The sequence below is a fragment of the Mariniflexile sp. genome (assembly GCF_041583155.1).
Classification (GTDB): domain Bacteria; phylum Bacteroidota; class Bacteroidia; order Flavobacteriales; family Flavobacteriaceae; genus Mariniflexile.
In genome coordinates, this window is sequence record NZ_JBFHGK010000003.1 from 119,248 (window position 1) to 137,686 (window position 18,439).

Annotated in this window: 17 protein-coding genes; 12 read left to right on the forward strand and 5 right to left on the reverse strand. The window is 34.1% G+C overall.

Annotated features, from left to right (window positions below):
- The first annotated feature begins 17 nt into the window (after positions 1-17).
- The 3 genes from ABYI63_RS02105 (at position 18) to ABYI63_RS02115 (ending at position 5,138) form a co-directional block, all read left to right on the forward strand.
- Positions 18-3,155, forward strand: coding sequence for an efflux RND transporter permease subunit (locus tag ABYI63_RS02105; RefSeq protein ID WP_372752917.1), 3,138 nt, complete (start codon positions 18-20; stop codon positions 3,153-3,155).
- A gap of 4 nt (positions 3,156-3,159) precedes the next feature.
- Positions 3,160-4,578 carry an efflux transporter outer membrane subunit gene (locus ABYI63_RS02110; RefSeq protein WP_372752919.1) on the forward strand — a complete coding sequence of 473 codons (1,419 nt, stop codon included), beginning with the start codon at positions 3,160-3,162 and terminating at the stop codon, positions 4,576-4,578.
- Positions 4,579-4,742: 164 nt separating this feature from the next.
- Positions 4,743-5,138 carry a hypothetical protein gene (locus ABYI63_RS02115; protein ID WP_372752921.1) on the forward strand — a complete coding sequence of 132 codons (396 nt, stop codon included), beginning with the start codon at positions 4,743-4,745 and terminating at the stop codon, positions 5,136-5,138.
- Positions 5,139-5,502: 364 nt separating this feature from the next.
- Here the strand turns inward: ABYI63_RS02115 and ABYI63_RS02120 are convergent, their stop codons facing one another.
- The gene (locus ABYI63_RS02120) at positions 5,503-6,504 is read right to left on the reverse strand and encodes an NAD(P)H-dependent glycerol-3-phosphate dehydrogenase (protein WP_372752923.1); all 1,002 of its coding nucleotides are present in this window, start codon (positions 6,502-6,504) and stop codon (positions 5,503-5,505) included.
- A 203-nt stretch (positions 6,505-6,707) separates the two neighbouring features.
- Between ABYI63_RS02120 and ABYI63_RS02125 the strand changes: the two genes are divergently transcribed.
- Entirely contained in the window at positions 6,708-7,646 is a 939-nt protein-coding gene (locus tag ABYI63_RS02125; protein WP_372752925.1) for a nicotinic acid mononucleotide adenyltransferase, read from the forward strand.
- Positions 7,647-7,785: 139 nt separating this feature from the next.
- On the opposite strand, the gene nadD is transcribed toward ABYI63_RS02125, so the two are convergent.
- The 3 genes from nadD to ABYI63_RS02140 form a co-directional block, all read right to left on the reverse strand.
- Positions 7,786-8,364, reverse strand: a complete 579-nt coding sequence (nadD, locus tag ABYI63_RS02130) for a nicotinate (nicotinamide) nucleotide adenylyltransferase (protein ID WP_372752927.1) — start codon at positions 8,362-8,364, stop codon at positions 7,786-7,788.
- Positions 8,365-8,399: 35 nt separating this feature from the next.
- Entirely contained in the window at positions 8,400-8,972 is a 573-nt protein-coding gene (gene gmk, locus ABYI63_RS02135; RefSeq protein WP_372752930.1) for a guanylate kinase, read from the reverse strand.
- Between the two features lie 82 nt (positions 8,973-9,054).
- Positions 9,055-9,912: a YicC/YloC family endoribonuclease gene (locus ABYI63_RS02140; RefSeq protein WP_372752932.1), complete on the reverse strand. Its 858-nt coding sequence runs from the start codon at positions 9,910-9,912 to the stop codon at positions 9,055-9,057.
- A 212-nt stretch (positions 9,913-10,124) separates the two neighbouring features.
- On the opposite strand from ABYI63_RS02140, the gene ABYI63_RS02145 reads away from it, so the two are divergent.
- The 8 genes from ABYI63_RS02145 (at position 10,125) to ABYI63_RS02180 (ending at position 18,336) form a co-directional block, all read left to right on the forward strand.
- Positions 10,125-11,015 (forward strand): hypothetical protein, encoded by an 891-nt coding sequence (locus ABYI63_RS02145; protein WP_372752934.1) that lies wholly within the window; start codon positions 10,125-10,127, stop codon positions 11,013-11,015.
- 192 nt (positions 11,016-11,207) lie between these two features.
- Positions 11,208-12,791 (forward strand): sulfatase, encoded by a 1,584-nt coding sequence (locus ABYI63_RS02150; RefSeq protein WP_372752936.1) that lies wholly within the window; start codon positions 11,208-11,210, stop codon positions 12,789-12,791.
- A gap of 34 nt (positions 12,792-12,825) precedes the next feature.
- Entirely contained in the window at positions 12,826-14,391 is a 1,566-nt protein-coding gene (locus ABYI63_RS02155; protein ID WP_372752938.1) for a sulfatase, read from the forward strand.
- Between the two features lie 7 nt (positions 14,392-14,398).
- Entirely contained in the window at positions 14,399-15,202 is an 804-nt protein-coding gene (locus ABYI63_RS02160; RefSeq protein ID WP_372752940.1) for an aspartate/glutamate racemase family protein, read from the forward strand.
- 134 nt (positions 15,203-15,336) lie between these two features.
- A complete protein-coding gene (locus tag ABYI63_RS02165; protein ID WP_372752942.1) occupies positions 15,337-15,639 on the forward strand; it encodes a transposase in 303 nt (100 codons plus the stop codon).
- Positions 15,636-16,454 carry an IS3 family transposase gene (locus ABYI63_RS02170; RefSeq protein WP_372752955.1) on the forward strand — a complete coding sequence of 273 codons (819 nt, stop codon included), beginning with the start codon at positions 15,636-15,638 and terminating at the stop codon, positions 16,452-16,454. Before ABYI63_RS02165 ends, ABYI63_RS02170 begins: the two co-directional genes overlap by 4 nt.
- 311 nt (positions 16,455-16,765) lie before the next feature.
- Positions 16,766-17,851 (forward strand): phospholipase D-like domain-containing protein, encoded by a 1,086-nt coding sequence (locus tag ABYI63_RS02175; RefSeq protein ID WP_372752944.1) that lies wholly within the window; start codon positions 16,766-16,768, stop codon positions 17,849-17,851.
- 131 nt (positions 17,852-17,982) lie between these two features.
- On the forward strand, positions 17,983-18,336 hold the full coding sequence (locus ABYI63_RS02180; RefSeq protein ID WP_372752957.1) for an HRDC domain-containing protein: 354 nt from the start codon (positions 17,983-17,985) through the stop codon (positions 18,334-18,336).
- 5 nt (positions 18,337-18,341) lie between these two features.
- Here ABYI63_RS02180 and ABYI63_RS02185 read toward each other — a convergent pair.
- A partial coding sequence (locus ABYI63_RS02185) for an integrase core domain-containing protein (RefSeq protein WP_372752959.1) occupies positions 18,342-18,439 on the reverse strand: 98 nt, incomplete at its 5' end.

Here is an 18,439-nt window from a genome sequence, read left to right on the forward strand (position 1 = left end):
ACCAAAACGTTTAAGTTATGTTAAAAACATTTATTGAAAGACCAGTGCTTTCAACAGTAATCTCTATAATCATCGTTTTGTTAGGTGTAATCAGTATAACGAGTTTACCTATAGAGGAATATCCAGATATTGCACCGCCAACCATCAAAGTGTCAGCTACTTATACCGGAGCAAATGCTGAAACCGTATTAGAAAGTGTTATCATTCCTATTGAAGAACAGATAAATGGTGTGGAAGGGATGACCTATATTACTTCTACCGCATCCAATACCGGAACAGCTGAAATTACCGTTTATTTTAATCAGGATATTGATGCCGATATTGCAGCTGTAAACGTCCAAAATCGTGTAGCGAGGGCAACACCATTGTTACCACAAGAGGTGACTCAAACAGGTGTAACAACACAAAAGCAAGAAACTAGTGCATTAATGTTTATATCGATGTACTCCGAAAGTGAAGATTACGATGCAACTTTTATTCAAAATTACCTAAAAATTAATGTCATTCCAGCCATGCAACGTATTAGTGGTGTTGGTGATGTTAGTGTGTTTTCGCAACAAGATTATGCCATGCGTATCTGGTTAAACCCAGAAAAATTAGCAGCATACAATTTAATACCTACAGATGTTTCGGCAGCTTTGGCTGAACAAAATTTGGAAGCAGCAGCTGGTTCTTTAGGTCAGAATAACGGGGAATCATTTTCATATACCTTAACTTATAGCGGTCGTTTTAAAGATGAAAGTCAATACAGTGATATTGTTATTAAGGCTTTAGGAAACGGTGAATTTTTAAGACTGAAAGATATTGCAACAATTGAATTAGATGCACAATCCTATTCGTCTAATGCCATGAGTTTAGGAAATCCAGCGGTATTTATGGGCATTTTTCAAACGAAAGGCTCTAATGCGCAAGAAATTATTGAAAATATTAAAAACACTTTAGAATCAGTAAAAAAAGACCTTCCCGATGGATTAAATATTTTTGTACCATACGATACAAGTTTATTTTTAAATGCGTCTATTGATAAAGTAATAACAACCTTAATAGAAGCCTTTTTGCTGGTGTTTTTAGTGGTTTTTATCTTTTTACAAGATTTCCGTTCTACATTAATTCCGGCCATTGCGGTACCAGTTTCAATTATCGGTACGTTCTTCTTTTTAAATATTTTCGGGTATTCTATTAACTTGTTAACACTATTCGCATTAGTACTCGCCATTGGTATTGTGGTTGATGATGCCATTGTGGTTGTTGAGGCGGTTCATGCTAAAATGGACGAGGGTGAAAAGAACCCGAAAAAGGCAACATTAACGGCCATGAACGAAATATCTGGAGCCATTATTTCAATTACTTTGGTAATGGCGGCGGTGTTTATTCCTGTAACTTTTGTAACTGGTCCAACAGGTGTTTTTTATGAACAATTTGGTGTTACTTTAATTATTGCTATTCTTATTTCTGCGGTAAACGCTTTAACATTAAGTCCTGCATTATGTGCCTTGTTACTTAAATCACATCACGACGATGAAGAACTGAAAGGTAAAAGTCCTTTAAAACGTTTCTATTCACTTTTTAATCGCGGATTTAATGCAACGGTTGATAGGTATGGAAAATCACTTCAATTTTTATACAAACGAAAATATATTTCTGCAATATTATTAATCATTGCCGTTGCGGGAATTTATTGGGCATCAACTACAACCCCAACAGGTTTTGTCCCAAATGAAGATAGAGGAATTATTTTTGCAAATATTGAATTACCACCGGGAGCATCGTTGGATAGAACAGACGATGCCGCAAGAAAGCTATACGATAAAATTGAAGGTTTAGATGGTATTATTGGGGTAAACTTCATTAAAGGTAGAAGTTTAATTAGTGGATCAGGTAGTAACTTTGGTTTTGGGATTATAAAACTGAAGGACTGGAGTGAACGTAAGGATGCTTCCCTTTCTGCTCAAGCCATTACTGGAAAACTGTTTGCTATAGCAGCAACCATTCCAGAGGCTAATATCATTTTCTTTTCACCACCTAGTATTCGTGGTTTTGGTAACTCATCTGGTTTTGAAATTAATTTATTAGATAAATTTGGAGGCGAGTTTTCAGATTTGGACCAAGCAAATAAAGATTTCTCTATGGCTTTAATGAGTCATCCAGAAATTAAATACGCAACCTCATCTTTTAACACCACTTATCCTCAATACGAAATGGAAGTGAATGTGCCATTAGCTAAGGAAAAAGGGGTTTCTGTTACCAGTATATTTTCAACATTACAAGGCTATATAGGCGGAATTTATGCTTCGGATTTTTCCAGATTTGGAAAACAATTTAGAGTATACATCCAAGCTTTACCTGAAGATAGGGCCGATGAAAGTGCATTAAATAGTATGTATGTTCGAACAGATACCGGTGAAATGACGCCCATTACGCAGTTTGTAAACCTAAAACGTGTGTACGGGCCACAGTCGGTAACGCGCTTTAATTTGTTTAATTCAACGTCCATTACTGGAGCAACAAACGACGGTTACAGTACAGGAGATGCTATTAGAGTGATTGAAGAAGAAGTAGCAAAATTACCAAGTAACTATACGGTGGCCTATTCTGGTTTAACGCGTGAAGAGGTTAATGCAGGAAATCAAACAACCTTCATTTTCATCCTAACTATTTTGTTTGTGTATTTCTTATTAAGTGCCCAATACGAAAGTTATTTACTGCCATTTGCAGTGGTATTATCGTTGCCATTTGGTGTATTTGGAGCTTATATAAGTACGAAGTTCCTGGGGTTAGAAAATAATATATATTTCCAGATTGCTTTAATCATGCTTATTGGACTACTCGCTAAAAATGCCATTCTAATTGTTGAGTTTGCATTGCAAAGACGAAGAAATGGCGACAGTATTGTTAATTCGGCAATACATGGTGCAAAAGCACGTTTGCGACCTATATTAATGACTTCTTTCGCTTTTATTCTAGGATTAATGCCATTGGTTTTGGCAAATGGCGTAGGTTCTGAAGGTAACAATTCTATTGGAACAGGCGCAGCAGGCGGAATGCTTATTGGAACTATTTTAGGAGTATTCGTTATTCCTATCCTATTTATATTATTTCAATGGTTACAAGAAAAAGTTTCGAGTAAACCAGCAATACAAACTATTGAAGAATAAACAGATGATATCAATTATAAAACATAGAAATTTTAATAAAGTTGCTTTAATTCTAGTTGTTGCCTTAACATTACAAAGCTGTTTTGTGGCAAAAGACTATGAACGCCCAGATTTAAAGACTGAAACTGAAGCGCTTTACAGAACAGAAAATTTGCCAAAAGATAGTTTATCTATGGCTGATGTGTCTTGGAAGACCTTATTTACAGACTCCTATCTTCAACAGTATATTGAAGAAGGATTGCAAAATAATATGGACGTTCGTATTGCCATTCAGCAAATGGTGGCTGCGGAAGCTTATGCAAAACAAGGGAAAGCGGGTTACCTGCCATCATTAAGTATTGGTCCTAATTATACTCACCAGGAATATTCTAAGAATAGTCAGTTTGGTTCTATTTTTAGTGGTGGTTTGGATACCTATGATATTACTGCCAACTTATCTTGGGAAGCCGATATCTGGGGGAAAATAAGAAGCAATAAACGGGCCACTCAAGCTGCCTATTTGCAAAGTGTTGCAGGGCATCAAGCCGTTAAAACCCAACTAATTTCTAGCATTGCAAATACTTATTTCAATTTATTAGCATTAGATGCTCAGTTAGAAGTAACAAAGCAAACCATTGCAACAAGAGAAAGTGGTGTTGAAACTATAAAGGCTTTAAAAGAAGCAGGGCAAGTAACACAGGTAGCTGTAGATCAGAATATAGCGCAGTACAATAGTGCCAAAGCATTACAAGTAGATATTGAAACTGCTATTTTCAAAACAGAAAATACACTTAGTATATTATTGGGCAGCGTACCACAAAATTTTAAAAGAAGTAGTTTAGATGTTCAAAAAATTGAGGAAACTATTAAACTCGGTGTGCCGGCTTCCTTGCTTAGGAATAGACCTGATGTAATGGCAGCCGAATATGGCTTAATTCAGTCTTTTGAGTTAACTAATGTAGCGAGTAGTAGTTTTTATCCCTCGTTAACTCTTACCGCTTCAGGTGGGTTGCAAAGTTTAGAATTGGCCGATTTGTTTAGTTCTAACTCATTGTTTGCTAATATTGTAGGTGGTTTAACGCAGCCTCTTTTAAACAAACGGAAACTTAAAACTCAAAAAGAAGTTGCAGTGGCACAGCAAGAACAGGCTTTGCTTCAGTTTAAAAAGACTTTGTTGATAGCTGGAAATGAAGTGTCCAATGCCTTGTTTTCTTATGAATCTGAAGCTAGAAAATTTGAATTCAGAACAAACGAAGTGGAGGCGTTACGAACTGCCGAAGCACACTCTGAAGAGTTGCTTAAAAATGGTTACGCAAATTATTTAGATTTGTTAACCGCAAGACAAAGTGTTTTAAGTGCCGAATTAAATGTTATTGAAAGCACATTACAGCAGTTAGTAAACGTTGTAAATTTATATGAAGCCTTAGGGGGCGGTTGGAAGTAAATATAATTAGCATATACAAATTTTGAGTAAACTATTCATTTTATTTTAATTGAATAGTTTACTTATTTTTGCACAATGAAACGAGCATGTTCAGAATTTTATCACTTACGGAATGATTAATAGCGAACAGCATGTGTCAATAAAAAAACAGTACATTTAAACACATGAAAAAAGATATTGAAATCCCAAAAGTGGAGGGTGTTTACGTTGCCATTGTAAACGAGTACAACGACATTTATAAAAGTCAAGATTGGAACGCTTACATTATTAATGATAAGGAGGTTGATTTAGATATGGTATTAATTGTAACTACTGGTTACTCTGATGAAAAAATTACGTCTACTTTCAGAAAAAAACTAGATACACTTCCTAAAAAGAGTTTTGCAAAAATTGAGTTGATGCAAGAAGACTTATTTGGGCTGAACAACACCTTTAAGGTCTCCTTTTTTGAAGGTAATAAAATGTTTGATAAAACATACTTATTTAGGAAAAACACAGTTAATTTAAAGGCTTTACAACCAATTCCTTTAATGGAAGCGAGGGGTGTTTTGGTTAAGTAATCTCAACAAAAAGTTAAGTTATTGTAATTGTTACCTCATTGCGTAAGAAGCATGCCTGTAACAAAGGCACTATTGAAGTTCTCATCACGGGGTTCTTCGTTCCTCGAATAACGGAATATGCAAGCAGAAATCTCATAATTAAAAAGCGTTTATTTTGTTTGAAGTTCTGAGCTGCGTTAGGGATAGCAGCGGAAATCCTTTTTAAAATTTAAGTAAAACTAACTTTGATTGCAACCAAACACAGGAAGGTTACTTTGCTTTTTGTTTTAGTAATGAGTTTTTAAAAAGATTGTAGCATATAGCCCGACCCTTGTGGTAACGGCCAAAAGAATTAAATTACTTCATTTTTACTACTAACGAAGTTCTAATCCAACTTATCAGTTAATTTTTTAAAAACTTTTTTCGGGTCTTTACCTTCGTATAAAATATCGTAAACTGCGTTTATAATTGGAAGTTTGGTTTTGCTTTTATTCTTTTCGTTAAGTAAATGGGCGCTTTTGGTAGCGTAATAACCTTCGGCTACCATACTCATTTCCATCTGGGCACTTTTTACGGTGTATCCCTTCCCAATCATATTGCCAAACATGCGGTTTCTGGAGAAAACTGAGTATCCAGTTACCAATAAATCGCCTAGGTATGCCGAATTATTAATATTACGTTTCATTTTATGCATTTTTTTAATAAAACGTCTCATTTCACGAATAGCATTACTCATTAAAACACTCTGGAAGTTGTCCCCATATCCTAAGCCATGTGCGATACCCGCTGCAATAGCATAAATGTTTTTAAGCATTACGGCGTATTCTACACCAATAATATCATCGCTTATTTTGGTTTTTATGTAGTCGCTTGACAATGCATCGGCAATGGTTTGTGCCTTTTTAGCATCGGAACATGAAATAGTTAAGTATGATAAACGCTCCAAGGCAACTTCTTCGGAATGACACGGACCAGCGATTACAGCAATATCGTTATAAGGAATTTTGTAAGCTTCATGAAAATGCTGGCCAACCAACAAACCTGTTTCTGGAATAATACCTTTTACGGCCGAAACAATTATTTTATTAGAAATATCAGCAGTCATTTTTTGTAATTCGGCATGAATAAAGGCCGAGGGAATCACGAAAATAAGTACATCGGCGTATTCCGCCATTTCGTTAATATCGTTACTAAGTTTTAGCTGGTCTATGTGAAATTCAACCGAACTTAAATAATTAGGATTATGATATTCTCGTAATAAATGTTCTTTTGTATAAACACTACGCATGTACCAGCCTATTTCATCTAAGTTTTCGCAAAGCATTTTCACAATGGCTGTTGCCCAACTTCCTGCACCAAAAACCGCGTATTTTAATGGTTTGTTCATATATAGTCTCGTTGTTTAATCTTTCAAAAATACATAAAATATTTATCTGTGTTAGGAATGTATTCGAAAAGAGATTTGCTAACACAGTTTATGATTAGGATATATTGGAGGCTCTTTTCAGATTGATGCTGAAAATAAGGAACATAAAAACTTTGGCACGTGTTTTGAAAACCAGTATGTATGAACCCATAAAATGTTTTATTATGAAGACTATAAAATTACTTTTTACCATTGCTTTTACAGCCACTTTATTTACTTCGTGTATAGTAGAAGAAAATTATATAAATGATGAACCTACCATCGCATTATCATTAAACCAATTGTTAAACTCACACGAGTTATGGTATGTAGATATTAACAGAACTGTTGGTTATGGGGAAACACCATTTTTACAAAAAGCATTTACTATGTCGTTTAGAAACGGAAATGTTTACGCCAATAATAATATTGTTGGCTTAGGAAATACAGGTAACGGTTTTGGTGTAAAGGTGGGATCGTATGATGCTTATGATATGATTTTAGATGTATACCATGTGGTTGATGGCTTTGAAACTTTTGATATTTATCAGATTGATAATAACACCATTGAACTTTATAACCCAAATAACGATACCTCTTACTTCTTGGATGGTTACCAACGCAGTAATTTTGATTATGATTTTGTGTTTTATGATAACATCCATTATTTCTTACAAGAATACAATGCTTGGGAAAAAACTTTTACCAGTAATTATGGAGCTATAAATGAGTTTGATAACGAAAACTATTTGCAGTTTTTAGCTGGAGGTAATGATTCGGAATTTAGAAGTTCGCGAGATGTTAATGGGAAAAGCGTTACCAATTTGTATTGGGATTATACAGGTCTTTATGGAGTTGGAAATGTTACAGGAAATATGTACCTAAAAACTTTAACATTAGATTATGATTATTTCGACAATGAATTCTTTGAATTGAGCGTTATAAATGACAGTAAGATTGAATTGTTTCATCCAAAATCAGGAACAGCGTATGAGTTTGCAGGACGAGGATATATACAATTTTTGAAAACAACAGATACAAAAGGAAAAACAGTTACAACAGAAAAAATGCGTAAGCATAGAAAAGATAAAATAGAAAACCCTCGAGAAAACACAAGGGTTTAATACAAATTTGGTTGGTTATTTAGGTAAGAAACCGTTTAAAGATATGTTCTTTAGGCGGTTTTTTCATTTGGTTAAACATCAAAAAAACGGGTTAAGTTTTATAAAAACCTATGAGTTATATGTATTTTATTTTTAATAATTACTTATAGAAATTCATCTCGTCCAGATATTCCCAAACGTTTTCTGGAAATAAGGGCTTTACATTTTTGCCTTCTTTAATGGCTTTACGTATGAAGGTTGAAGAAATTTCCATGATCGGTGCCTTTATATGATGAATTTTTTCATGACCATCAAATTGAGTTTCGGTGGTTTCTTTTGTTACTCTTGGGTATACGTATATGTGGTGATTCTCTAAGATAATTTCATAGTTCTTCCATTTATGAAAACTCTTTAAATTATCTTCTCCCATAATTAGTGAAAACGCGTGACCGGGATGCTTTTCTTGTAAATAAACTAATGTATTTATCGTGTAATTGGGTTGTGGCAAGCTAAATTCTATGTCACTCGGCTTTAGCTTTTTGTAGTCTTTGGTAGCCCGATAAACCATTTCTAAGCGATGGTAATTATCTAATAAGCTGCTCTTTTTTTTAAAGGGATTGTGTGGTGTTACAACAAACCAAATTTCATCTAAATCGCTGTATTCTGCAATGTGGTTAGCGATAACCAAATGCCCAATGTGGATGGGGTTGAAAGAACCAAAATACAATCCTATTTTCATTATAAGTGATTTTTAAATTTATATTTTGAATAAGCTTATTTTACAAAATCACTTACAAGTTTTTCAGCTTCTTTTAATGCCTTTTCTAAATCGTCGTTTACCACAATAACATCAAAAAGCGGGGCGGTTGCTAATTCTGCCGAAGCCTTGGCAACGCGCATATTTATTTTATCTTCAGTTTCTGTTTTCCTATTTTTTAGTCTTATTTTAAGTTCATCAATACTTGGTGGTTTTACAAATATTGCTAAAGTTTCATTTGGAAATTTTCGTTTAATGCGCAATCCTCCCGATACATCAATATCGAAAATTACATTTTTGCCCAGGGCCCAAATGCGCTCAACTTCGCTTTTTAAAGTACCGTAAAAGTTATCGCGATATACTTCTTCCCATTCTAAAAATTCATCGTTTTTAATCTTGTTTTTGAATTCTTGCAACGACAAAAAATAGTAATCTTTACCATGCACTTCGTTGCCACGTTTTTCGCGAGAAGCCGCAGAAATGGAAAATTCCAAATTCAAATCAGTTAAGCCTAATAGATGTTTTACAATAGTCGTTTTTCCAGAACCAGAAGGAGCTGAAAAAACGATTAGTTTACCTTGTTTGTTCATTTCTTATTTTAAACTTTAGCTGTAAGTTATATGTTTTAAGCTGTAAACTATGGTGTTCTTCATAGCATAATGCTTCTAAACTTTACAACACATTTAATAACTGTTCTTTAATTTTCTCGAGTTCATCTTTCATTTGCACAACTAATTGTTGCATAGGGGCGTAATTGCTTTTTGATCCAATGGTGTTAATTTCACGTCCCATTTCCTGACTAATAAATCCTAATTTTTTTCCGTTAGAATCTTTAGAATTTATACATTCAATAAAATAATTTAAATGATTTTTTAAACGAACTTTTTCTTCTGTAATATCGAATTTCTCGATGTAATATACCAATTCTTGTTCAAATCGGTTTTCATCGTATTTTTCTTTTAATTCTTCTACACCTTTTAATAAGCGTTCACGAACACCTTCAATACGCTCCGGATCTATGGCTATAACTTGGCCCAATAAATTGTCTATTATAGATACACGTTTAATAAAATCTTGTTCTAATACTTTGCCTTCATACAATCGGTGTCTATTTAAATCTTCAACGGCCTTATCTACTTCATTAGCAATTAAAAGCCATTCATTTTCATCAATTTCTTCACGAACCGTATTTAGAGCATCAGGGAACCGAACTGCCATTTTCAATAATTCAATAGGGTCGCCATCAACTACTTGTCGTAATTGCTCGATATATTGTTTAACTACAGGGGTGTTTATTTGTGTTGAGGTATCTTCGGCAGTAGCTTCAACATATATAGAAAAATCTATTTTACCTCGTTCAAGAGAATCGGCCAATAGTTTTCTAATAGTAAGTTCCTTCTCTCTATATATAGAAGGCATTCTTGCATTTAAATCTAAATTTTTGCTATTAAGAGATTTTAGCTCAACTGTCACTTTTTTAGTAGGCAATTGCAATACAGATTTTCCGTAACCTGTCATTGAATATATCATAAACCGATGTTTTAAGTTATGCAAATGTAACTAAAACTTAAAGTATAGGAAACCTTGAAGTTGGGTTTGTAAGAAAGAACAATAAAATGTTTACTGTTTTTACCTAACAACTCCCTATATGACTGCTTTTTTGGAGTTAAATAGAGCAGACAGCTAGTTGCATTTGATTTAATTTACTAACATTACAATCTTAAAATATCAAACAAAATATAATGAAACACCTTTTTAAATTAATCCTTTTTTTTAGTTTTTCCTGTAATTATTTATTTGCACAATTGGATACTCAGTTATCAAATTCGCATGTTGTTCTTGAAATTGCGCCTTCAAAAACAGATTCAAAAATTAAAGAAGCGAATACGCCTCATCTTGTTATGTATAATCCGAGTGCAAAGCAAGGAAAGCTTTTGTTGTTTTTGCCAGGCACTGGAGGGATTGCAACAAAAGGACCAAAAGAATTGTTTTCTGTAGCTGTTTCTCAAGGGTATCATGTTATTAATTTGTCCTACATCAATGCTGTGGCGGTTGCTAGAATTTGTAAAGGTGAAACCTTAGCAAAAAATTCTAAATGCACTGAAGAATTTAGAACTAAACGAATTTATGGGAATAATGAATTTTCGCTTATTGAAGATGAACCCCAGGATGCTATTGTAAACAGACTTACCAAATTATTAATTTACCTATTCGAAAATGATAAGGCGGGGAACTGGGGAGTTTATCTTGAAGCTGGTGAAATAAAATGGAGTGAAATAGCCGTGTCCGGTCAGTCTCAAGGTGGAGGTATGGCAGCGTTTATAGCTAAAAAACATTTAGTAGCCAGAGTTGTCGATTTTTCTGGTGGCTGGGATTTTTCGGCTGAAAATGAAATTGCGAAATGGTATTTTAATGAAAGTGTAACACCGATGGATCGCTGGTACGGCACCTATCATGTTACTGAACCTATGGCAAAAACCATCCATGAAACTTATAAGGCCATGAATATAGCTGAAAGTCATATTTATAAATTTAGCCACCCCGTTCCCGAAGGGAAAAAAGGGCACTCTGATGGAGTTAGAAACATAGTTTACACTAAAGACTGGATAGAATTGTTGGGTAAAGGCAATTAAGTGCCAATTAGTAAAAGAAATGCAGAAGGAACCAAATTGAAATCGACCTAAGTTTTAATTTGGTTTTTTGTGTTTTTAATAACGCGATGTAAGGCTTAAACAGGTTAGTTATTTTAAATTTTATGAATTATGTTGTCTACAAAACGGAGAATTACACCTTATAACATATAACAATAAGGAACAAAAGGCTAAATGAAAATTTCAGTAATAGGTGTTGCATTCTTTTTTTTATGCGTAGGGTGTAGTAGTAAAAACATAGTTTCTTCAGCACAGAATAATGTAGCTTCAAAAAGACCTAATATTATTTTCTTATCCATAGATGATTTAAGACCAGATCTTGGATGTTATGGCAACGAAGAAATAAAAACACCTAACATCGATGCTTTTGCATCATCTTCCATGGTAATGTTAAACACGCATTGTCAGGCAGCGGTTTGTGCGCCATCACGAGCTAGTACCATGCTTGGATACAGACCAGATTCAACAAAGGTTTGGCATTTAGGCGATAAGTTTCGAGAAATTAATCCGAATGCGGTAACAATGCCTCAGTATTTTAACAAATTTGGTTATTATACGGTAAATATTGGTAAGATTTTTCATAATTATATGCCGGATTCAATTTCTTGGGATGAGCCAGATTTAAAGCCAGCGCCCTATAACACACAAGAATATGCTTATAGAGATGCGGAAACTTATTATTATTCTGAAGAAGGACTAGCCATTCAAAAAAAGGCTAGAGACAGCATAAAAGCCATAAGAAAAGGTATTATATATGGTGATGGATGGAATAAAGGGCCTGCACTTGAAAGCGCCGATGTTCCGGATTCATTGTATTATGATGCCATGCAAACGGAGTTGGCATTAAAAACCATAGACCGCATAAAAGATAAAAATCAACCCTTCTTTTTAGGTCTGGGTTATTACAGGCCGCATTTGCCTTTTGTTGCCCCCCAAAAGTATTGGGATTTATATCCTGTAGGCTCTGTCTCTCCTGCGGCTAACCCAAAGTTGCCTAAAAATGTTCCTGTAATGTCTTCCAATTCTAATTATGAATTAAGAGGCTATTCTAATCCCTATAAAATTGGAAGACCTGATGAAGAAGCCTTACCAGAAACATACGCTGATAGTTTAAAAAGAGGCTACTATGCAAGTGTTAGTTTTATTGATGCCTGTGTGGGTAAATTAATAAAAGGTTTAAAAGAACGTGGTTTATATGAAAACACCATAATTGTACTTTGGGGAGATCATGGTTGGAAATTAGGTGACCATAATGGTTGGGGTAAAATGACTAATTTTTATATAGATACACATGTGCCTTTAATAATAAAACAAGCCAACCAAAAAGATGGTAAACGTATTGAAGCACTTTCTGAACTTGTTGATATATTCCCGACGTTATGTGATTTGGCTGAAATTAAAAAAGCAGATTACTTTCAAGGTACCAGCTTAACACCATTGTTTTACAACCCAGAATTAGTATGGAAAGATGCCGTTTTCACACAGTTTAGACGACGAGAAAAGCATTCTAAGGATGGAAAAGAGTATATGGGTTACTCCATGCAAACGAAACAATATCACTACATTGAATGGTATAAATGGGATAATGTTAAGAAGGAGAGAGGCCATTACGCTGCTTCAGAATTGTACAACCATAACGTAGATCCTTATGAAACTACAAATATTGCAGGAAATCCGGAGCAAAGTCAACTTGTAAAAAGTTTATCAGAACGATTAATAAAAGGGTGGCGTGCTGCCGTACCGAGCAATAAATTATAAAAGAAACAAAGAACTCTTAATAAAATTTCATTTAATGATATTCGGATATAAAAAATTCCTTTACTGTGTAGTTGTTTCAACGTCAGTAGTATTAACGGCATGTCAAACAAAAAAAACAGCTGTAAATCACGTAGAAAAACGCCCCAATATTTTATTTATTCCCATAGATGATTTAAGGCCAGAATTGGGTTGTTATGGCGATAGTAATATAGTGTCCCCCAATATAGATAAGTTAGCATCTAATGGCGTTGTGTTTAATCGAGCTTATTGTCAGCAAGCTGTTTGTACTGCATCTAGAACCAGTTTACTAACAGGTTTAAGACCCGATTCTACACAGGTGTGGGATTTAAAAACGCATTTCAGAGACCGCATGCCGGATCTCATATCCTTACCGCAATTTTTTAAGAATAACGGATATTATAGTGTAGGTTTGGGTAAAACATTTCATAACACATTACAAGATTCATTAGCCTGGAATGAATATTTACATGTTGATGGTTTTCCTTTTGATCCGGATGCAGTTTACGTAAATCAAGATAATATTATTGAACAAAAAGAACTTGAGCTGAAGCGCTTAAAAGAAGGAAAAGCTAAGTTTGATAAATATGGTTTTATTTATTCTAAAACAGTATCCCATGAAATGGGCATTGCAGAAGATGATGCCTATTATGATGGTGCGCAAACCACAATGGCTATCAAAAAAATGCGTGAATTAAAAAATAAAGAGCAACCATTCTTTCTATCTGTTGGTTTTTACAAACCTCATTTACCATTTAATGCTCCCAAAAAATATTGGGATATGTATAAAAGAGAAGAGATTTCATTAGCAAGTAACCAATTTGTACCAACTGATAGCCCAGAATTTGCAGTGCATGGTGATGCTGAACTTAGAGGTTATACTAATACTAAAAACAACTTGCCAAAGCCAAATGAGAAGCAATGGGACGAAGATAAGCAGCGCGAATTAAAACATGCTTACTATGCATGTATTTCCTATATTGATGCACAGATAGGTAGGTTATTGGATGAATTAGATCGTTTAGGGCTTAAAGATGATACCATTATTGTACTTTGGGGCGACCATGGCTGGAAACTTGGAGAACATAATAGTTGGGGAAAGCAAACCAATTATGAGATAGATACCAGAGTGCCACTTATTATTAGCGGAAACAATGTAACGGCTAAAGGGGCAACAAGTAATGCTTTAACCGAGTTTGTAGATGTGTATCCAACGCTATGTGATGTAACGGGTTTTGAAGTTCCTAAATATTTACAAGGTAAAAGTTTAAAACCACTTCTTGAAAATCCAAATGGAAAAGTTAAGGATGCGGCTTACAGCCAATTTTTGTTAGGTAAATATGGACCTTTAGAAGATAGGGAGTCAGAAAAAATGGGGTATACCATAAGAACAGATCGTTACCGTTATGTGGAATGGTACAATTGGATTTCAGATAGAAAAATAAAAGGAGCCTTTTTAAGCAGGGAACTTTTTGACCATGAGAACGATGCTCAGGAGAATAATAATATCGCTAATTATCCTGGGAATAAAGACATAGTAAAGCAGCTATCTGAAGAATTGAAAAAGGGATTTAAAATTTAAGAAGCATATGATTAAATATATAGGTTGTTTATTGTTTGTTGTCCTTACGGCATGCAATAATTCTGAAAAAAAGGTAAAAGCAAATAAAAGTAATTTAGAAATTAATAAAACTGGAATGAACACATTGGGTCTTATAGGTGGCACGTCTTGGCATTCAACTTTAGATTATTATAGTACCATTAATCAATCGGTTAATGATTATTTTGGAAATAATACCAATCCACCATTGTTGGTTTATACCTTAAATCAGGCAGAAGTACATCGCTTTCAAATTGAAAACAAGTGGGATTCAATAGCCAATATGCTCACCAATGCTGCATTAAGTCTTAATAAAGCTGGTGCCCAAGCGGTCATGTTTTGTGCAAATACACCTCATAAAGTTTATAACTCGGTACAGCAAAATTTAAGGTTTCCTATTATTCATATTGCAGATGTTACAGCGCAAGCCATTCATGAAAAAGGGTTAAAAAAAGTATGTTTCATAGGAACTAAATATAGTATGGAAGAAGACTTTATTACGAAAAGAATTGAAGAGAATAACTTGGAGGTACTTGTGCCAGAAGATAAAGACGTAATAAATGAATTGCATAGGATTATTATAGAGGAATTAACCTATGGTAAAATTGAAGCAGAATCAAAAACGTATGTGTTAACCGTTTTGAATGATTTAATAAATAAAGGTGCCGAAGGTGTTATTTTAGGGTGTACCGAATTCCCGTTGATGATTTTTGAGGAAGATCTTGAAGTGCCTATTTTTGACACTACTAAAATTCATTCCATGTCGGCAGTCGATTATATATTAAATAAATAGGTGTTTTTTTTAGTGTTTAGGATACTCGTATAAGTTTCCTTTTCTTATTTATTAAACTTAAAGAGTGGAGTTGCTACCTTTGAGTAGAGACATTTATAGAGCAGATTTAAATTATAATTTTAAATTTGACTTATATGAAACATAGAGTATTTGATGACGAGTTCAAAAGGATGTCCGTAGAGCTTTCTAGAATGAAAGGTTCGGTGAAAAATGCCGCTGAAGAATTGGGAATAGATGCTTCCCGATTAAGCAAGTGGCGTAACAATCCACAGTTTAACGGTGGCAAGATCATGATGGATGTTATTGGTCTTAGCGATGAACAGATGGAGATCAGGAGATTGAAAAAAGCATTGAAAAATGCGGAACTCGAACGTGATATCCTAAAAAAGGCGGTAGGCATCTTTTCCAAGGGAGACGGGGGATATACAGATTTATAGCCGACCATAAATCGATTTACTCCGTAGAAAAGATGTCGTCATTTTTTGGGATCAGCAGCAGTTCCTATTACAAGTGGGTTAAAAATCCAGTAAGCTTCTGGCAACAACAAGATGCCGAACTGTTGGAGAGGCTCAAAGCAGTGCATGCGATGAGCAAGGGGCGTTACGGCAGCCCACGCATCACCAAAGAACTGAACGCTGATGGCATAAAGAGTATTATGAAGAGGAAATATAGGGTGACCACCAATTCCAACCATCTTTATCCTGTAAATCCAAACTTGTTGCTGAGGGATTTTAGCACCACTGGAACAGGGGAAAAATGGGTAAGTGACATTACCTATATCAGGACTGGAGAAGGCTGGCTTTACCTAACCGTGGTCATGGATCTGGCGGACCGAAAAATCATTGGCTGGAGCATGGATAATAGCATGAGTGCCAGTTCGACCGTCGTGGATGCATGGAAAATGGCCATAAAGAACAGACCCGTGGAGAGGGAACTCATTTTTCATAGCGATAGGGGAATCCAATACGCCAGTCATGAGTTCCGAAGATGCTTCAAGGGGTTGCCGGTATTGCAGAGTATGAGCAGAAAAGGAAATTGCTGGGACAATGCCATCGCAGAAAGCTTCTTTAAGACTTTGAAAGTGGAAATGGTATACCACAGTAAATTTAAGACCAGGGCACAGGCTAAGCTTGAGATATTCGATTATATAGAAGTATGGTATAACAGAAAAAGAAGACATTCAGCGCTTGATTACCTAACCCCGAACCAGGTTGAAAATGCAATGGCGATAAATAAAAATGAAGCTGCCTAAAATGTCTCTACTTTTATGTTGCAATTCCAAAATTTTTTGAGCATCTTAAAAGCCCTTCAGATCTTAATTTTCTATAGGATACACGAAATTATTGCTATTCTCATTTTATTACCTGCTAATGGGACACTATAGCCGTTTTTTTTCTGAAATGATTTTGTATTTGTTGCTAAAATATTTTACAAACACTGAAAATTTAGTTTACCGCAAATAATTTATCTGATTTATAACAGTTTTATGTTAAATTGGCAAAATAATAAATCGAATGTTTATTATTCAATTGCTATCAGCAAATTTAAAAGAGGTAATTCATTATGGAAACTGCATATTTTAGAAATATTAGAAAAGAGTTAATTGAAGTACTTAAAACGACAGATAATCGACTTCGAATTGCTGTAGCTTGGTTTACGAATAGTGACTTGTTTGATTTATTATTAGAGAAGTTATCAAATGGAATTCAAATTGAACTTGTAATTATTGATGACTACATTAATAATGGCGATTTTGGATTAAATTTCCAAGAGTTTATTGAAAAAGGAGGAAAGCTTTATTATGGTAAAGAAGAAAATCCTATGCATCATAAATTCTGCGTAATTGATGATAGAATACTTTTCACAGGTTCATACAATTGGACATATTATGCTGAAAACAAGAACTTTGAAAACGTTGTCAAATTCGAAGAAAATCAAAAAATAATAGATATTTATTCTATGGAATTTGATTTGTTAATTGAAAGTCTAGAATTAGTTAGTGAAGCCAATAATATTTCTTTTGAAGAATTTGAAAGCAGGAATATTTTTTCAATAAAAAATTATCTTGGACTAGATTTAGTATATCATGGAAAAGAAGTTTCAAAAATTGAATATTTGGAAAAAGCAAAGACAATTATTCCAGAAAATAAAGTTTTTTTAAAAGAGTATAAATCATTTAAGTCCTTACCTATTGTAGAACAACCTGAAATCAGAAAAACTACAACTATTAATACTCCTCCTATAGCTGTATTAGGGCCAAAATTAAAGCTAACCAAGAATTCTATTGGAATTAAGGTTGAAATAAATGGTAATAAAAATAGGTTTGCATGTATAATTCCTAAAGGAACAAAGATTCCGTGTGAATTGTCTCGTAATTTCATCGCCACTGATGACGGAACTCAATTGTTAATTGAGACTTTTAAAGGGGAAAATGAACAAGTATATAACAATATATGGTTAGGGAAATTTTTAATTTATGATTTACTCCAAAGGCCGAAACGTCAAGCAGGAATTAAGGTTTCGATTTGTATAAAAGAGAATTGTTATATGATAGTAAAAGCCAAAAACATTGACACAGGAAATGAAATAGAAGCTATATACCATGATAGTACATTGATTGAAGAAAAACCCGCCGATAACACGCAATAAAAACACTAATTTCAACTAATAAGCCGGAAAGGGGCAAAAGTGAGCCACTTAAATACTCATGCCATTTTTGATATTAAAAGGATACACAAATTTTTATTGGCTGCTAGTGGTATATTTTAAAGTTTTTTACAATTTATGTACAATTAAAGACTAAAAGGCTAGAATTGGCTAAAAAAATTGGCAAACCAGCTTTTACAGTATTTTCTAATAAAACATTAGAAGAGTCAGTTAGGGTAAAACCGAAAACTAATAAGGAGCTGCTAAAAATATACGGTATAAGCCAAAAGAAATGTGAAGCTTATTCAATTTCCATTTTACCTTTTATTGTTAATTTTAAAGTTAATAGTGAACCTAAATTGACACAAAAATATACCTTCCCAAAATTGAATAATCAAGAACTTAAACCATGTGATGCACTAAAAAAATTAAGGCTCCAAATTGCTAATGATGTAAGCTTCCCCTTTTTTAGAGCCAATCAAAAATAGAAATTTCAACTGATTTTTAGTGTTAAATATTCCATAGGCGATTTATTATTTAAAGCTTGATGTGGTCTGTTATAGTTATAATCATAAACCCAGTCATTAACAA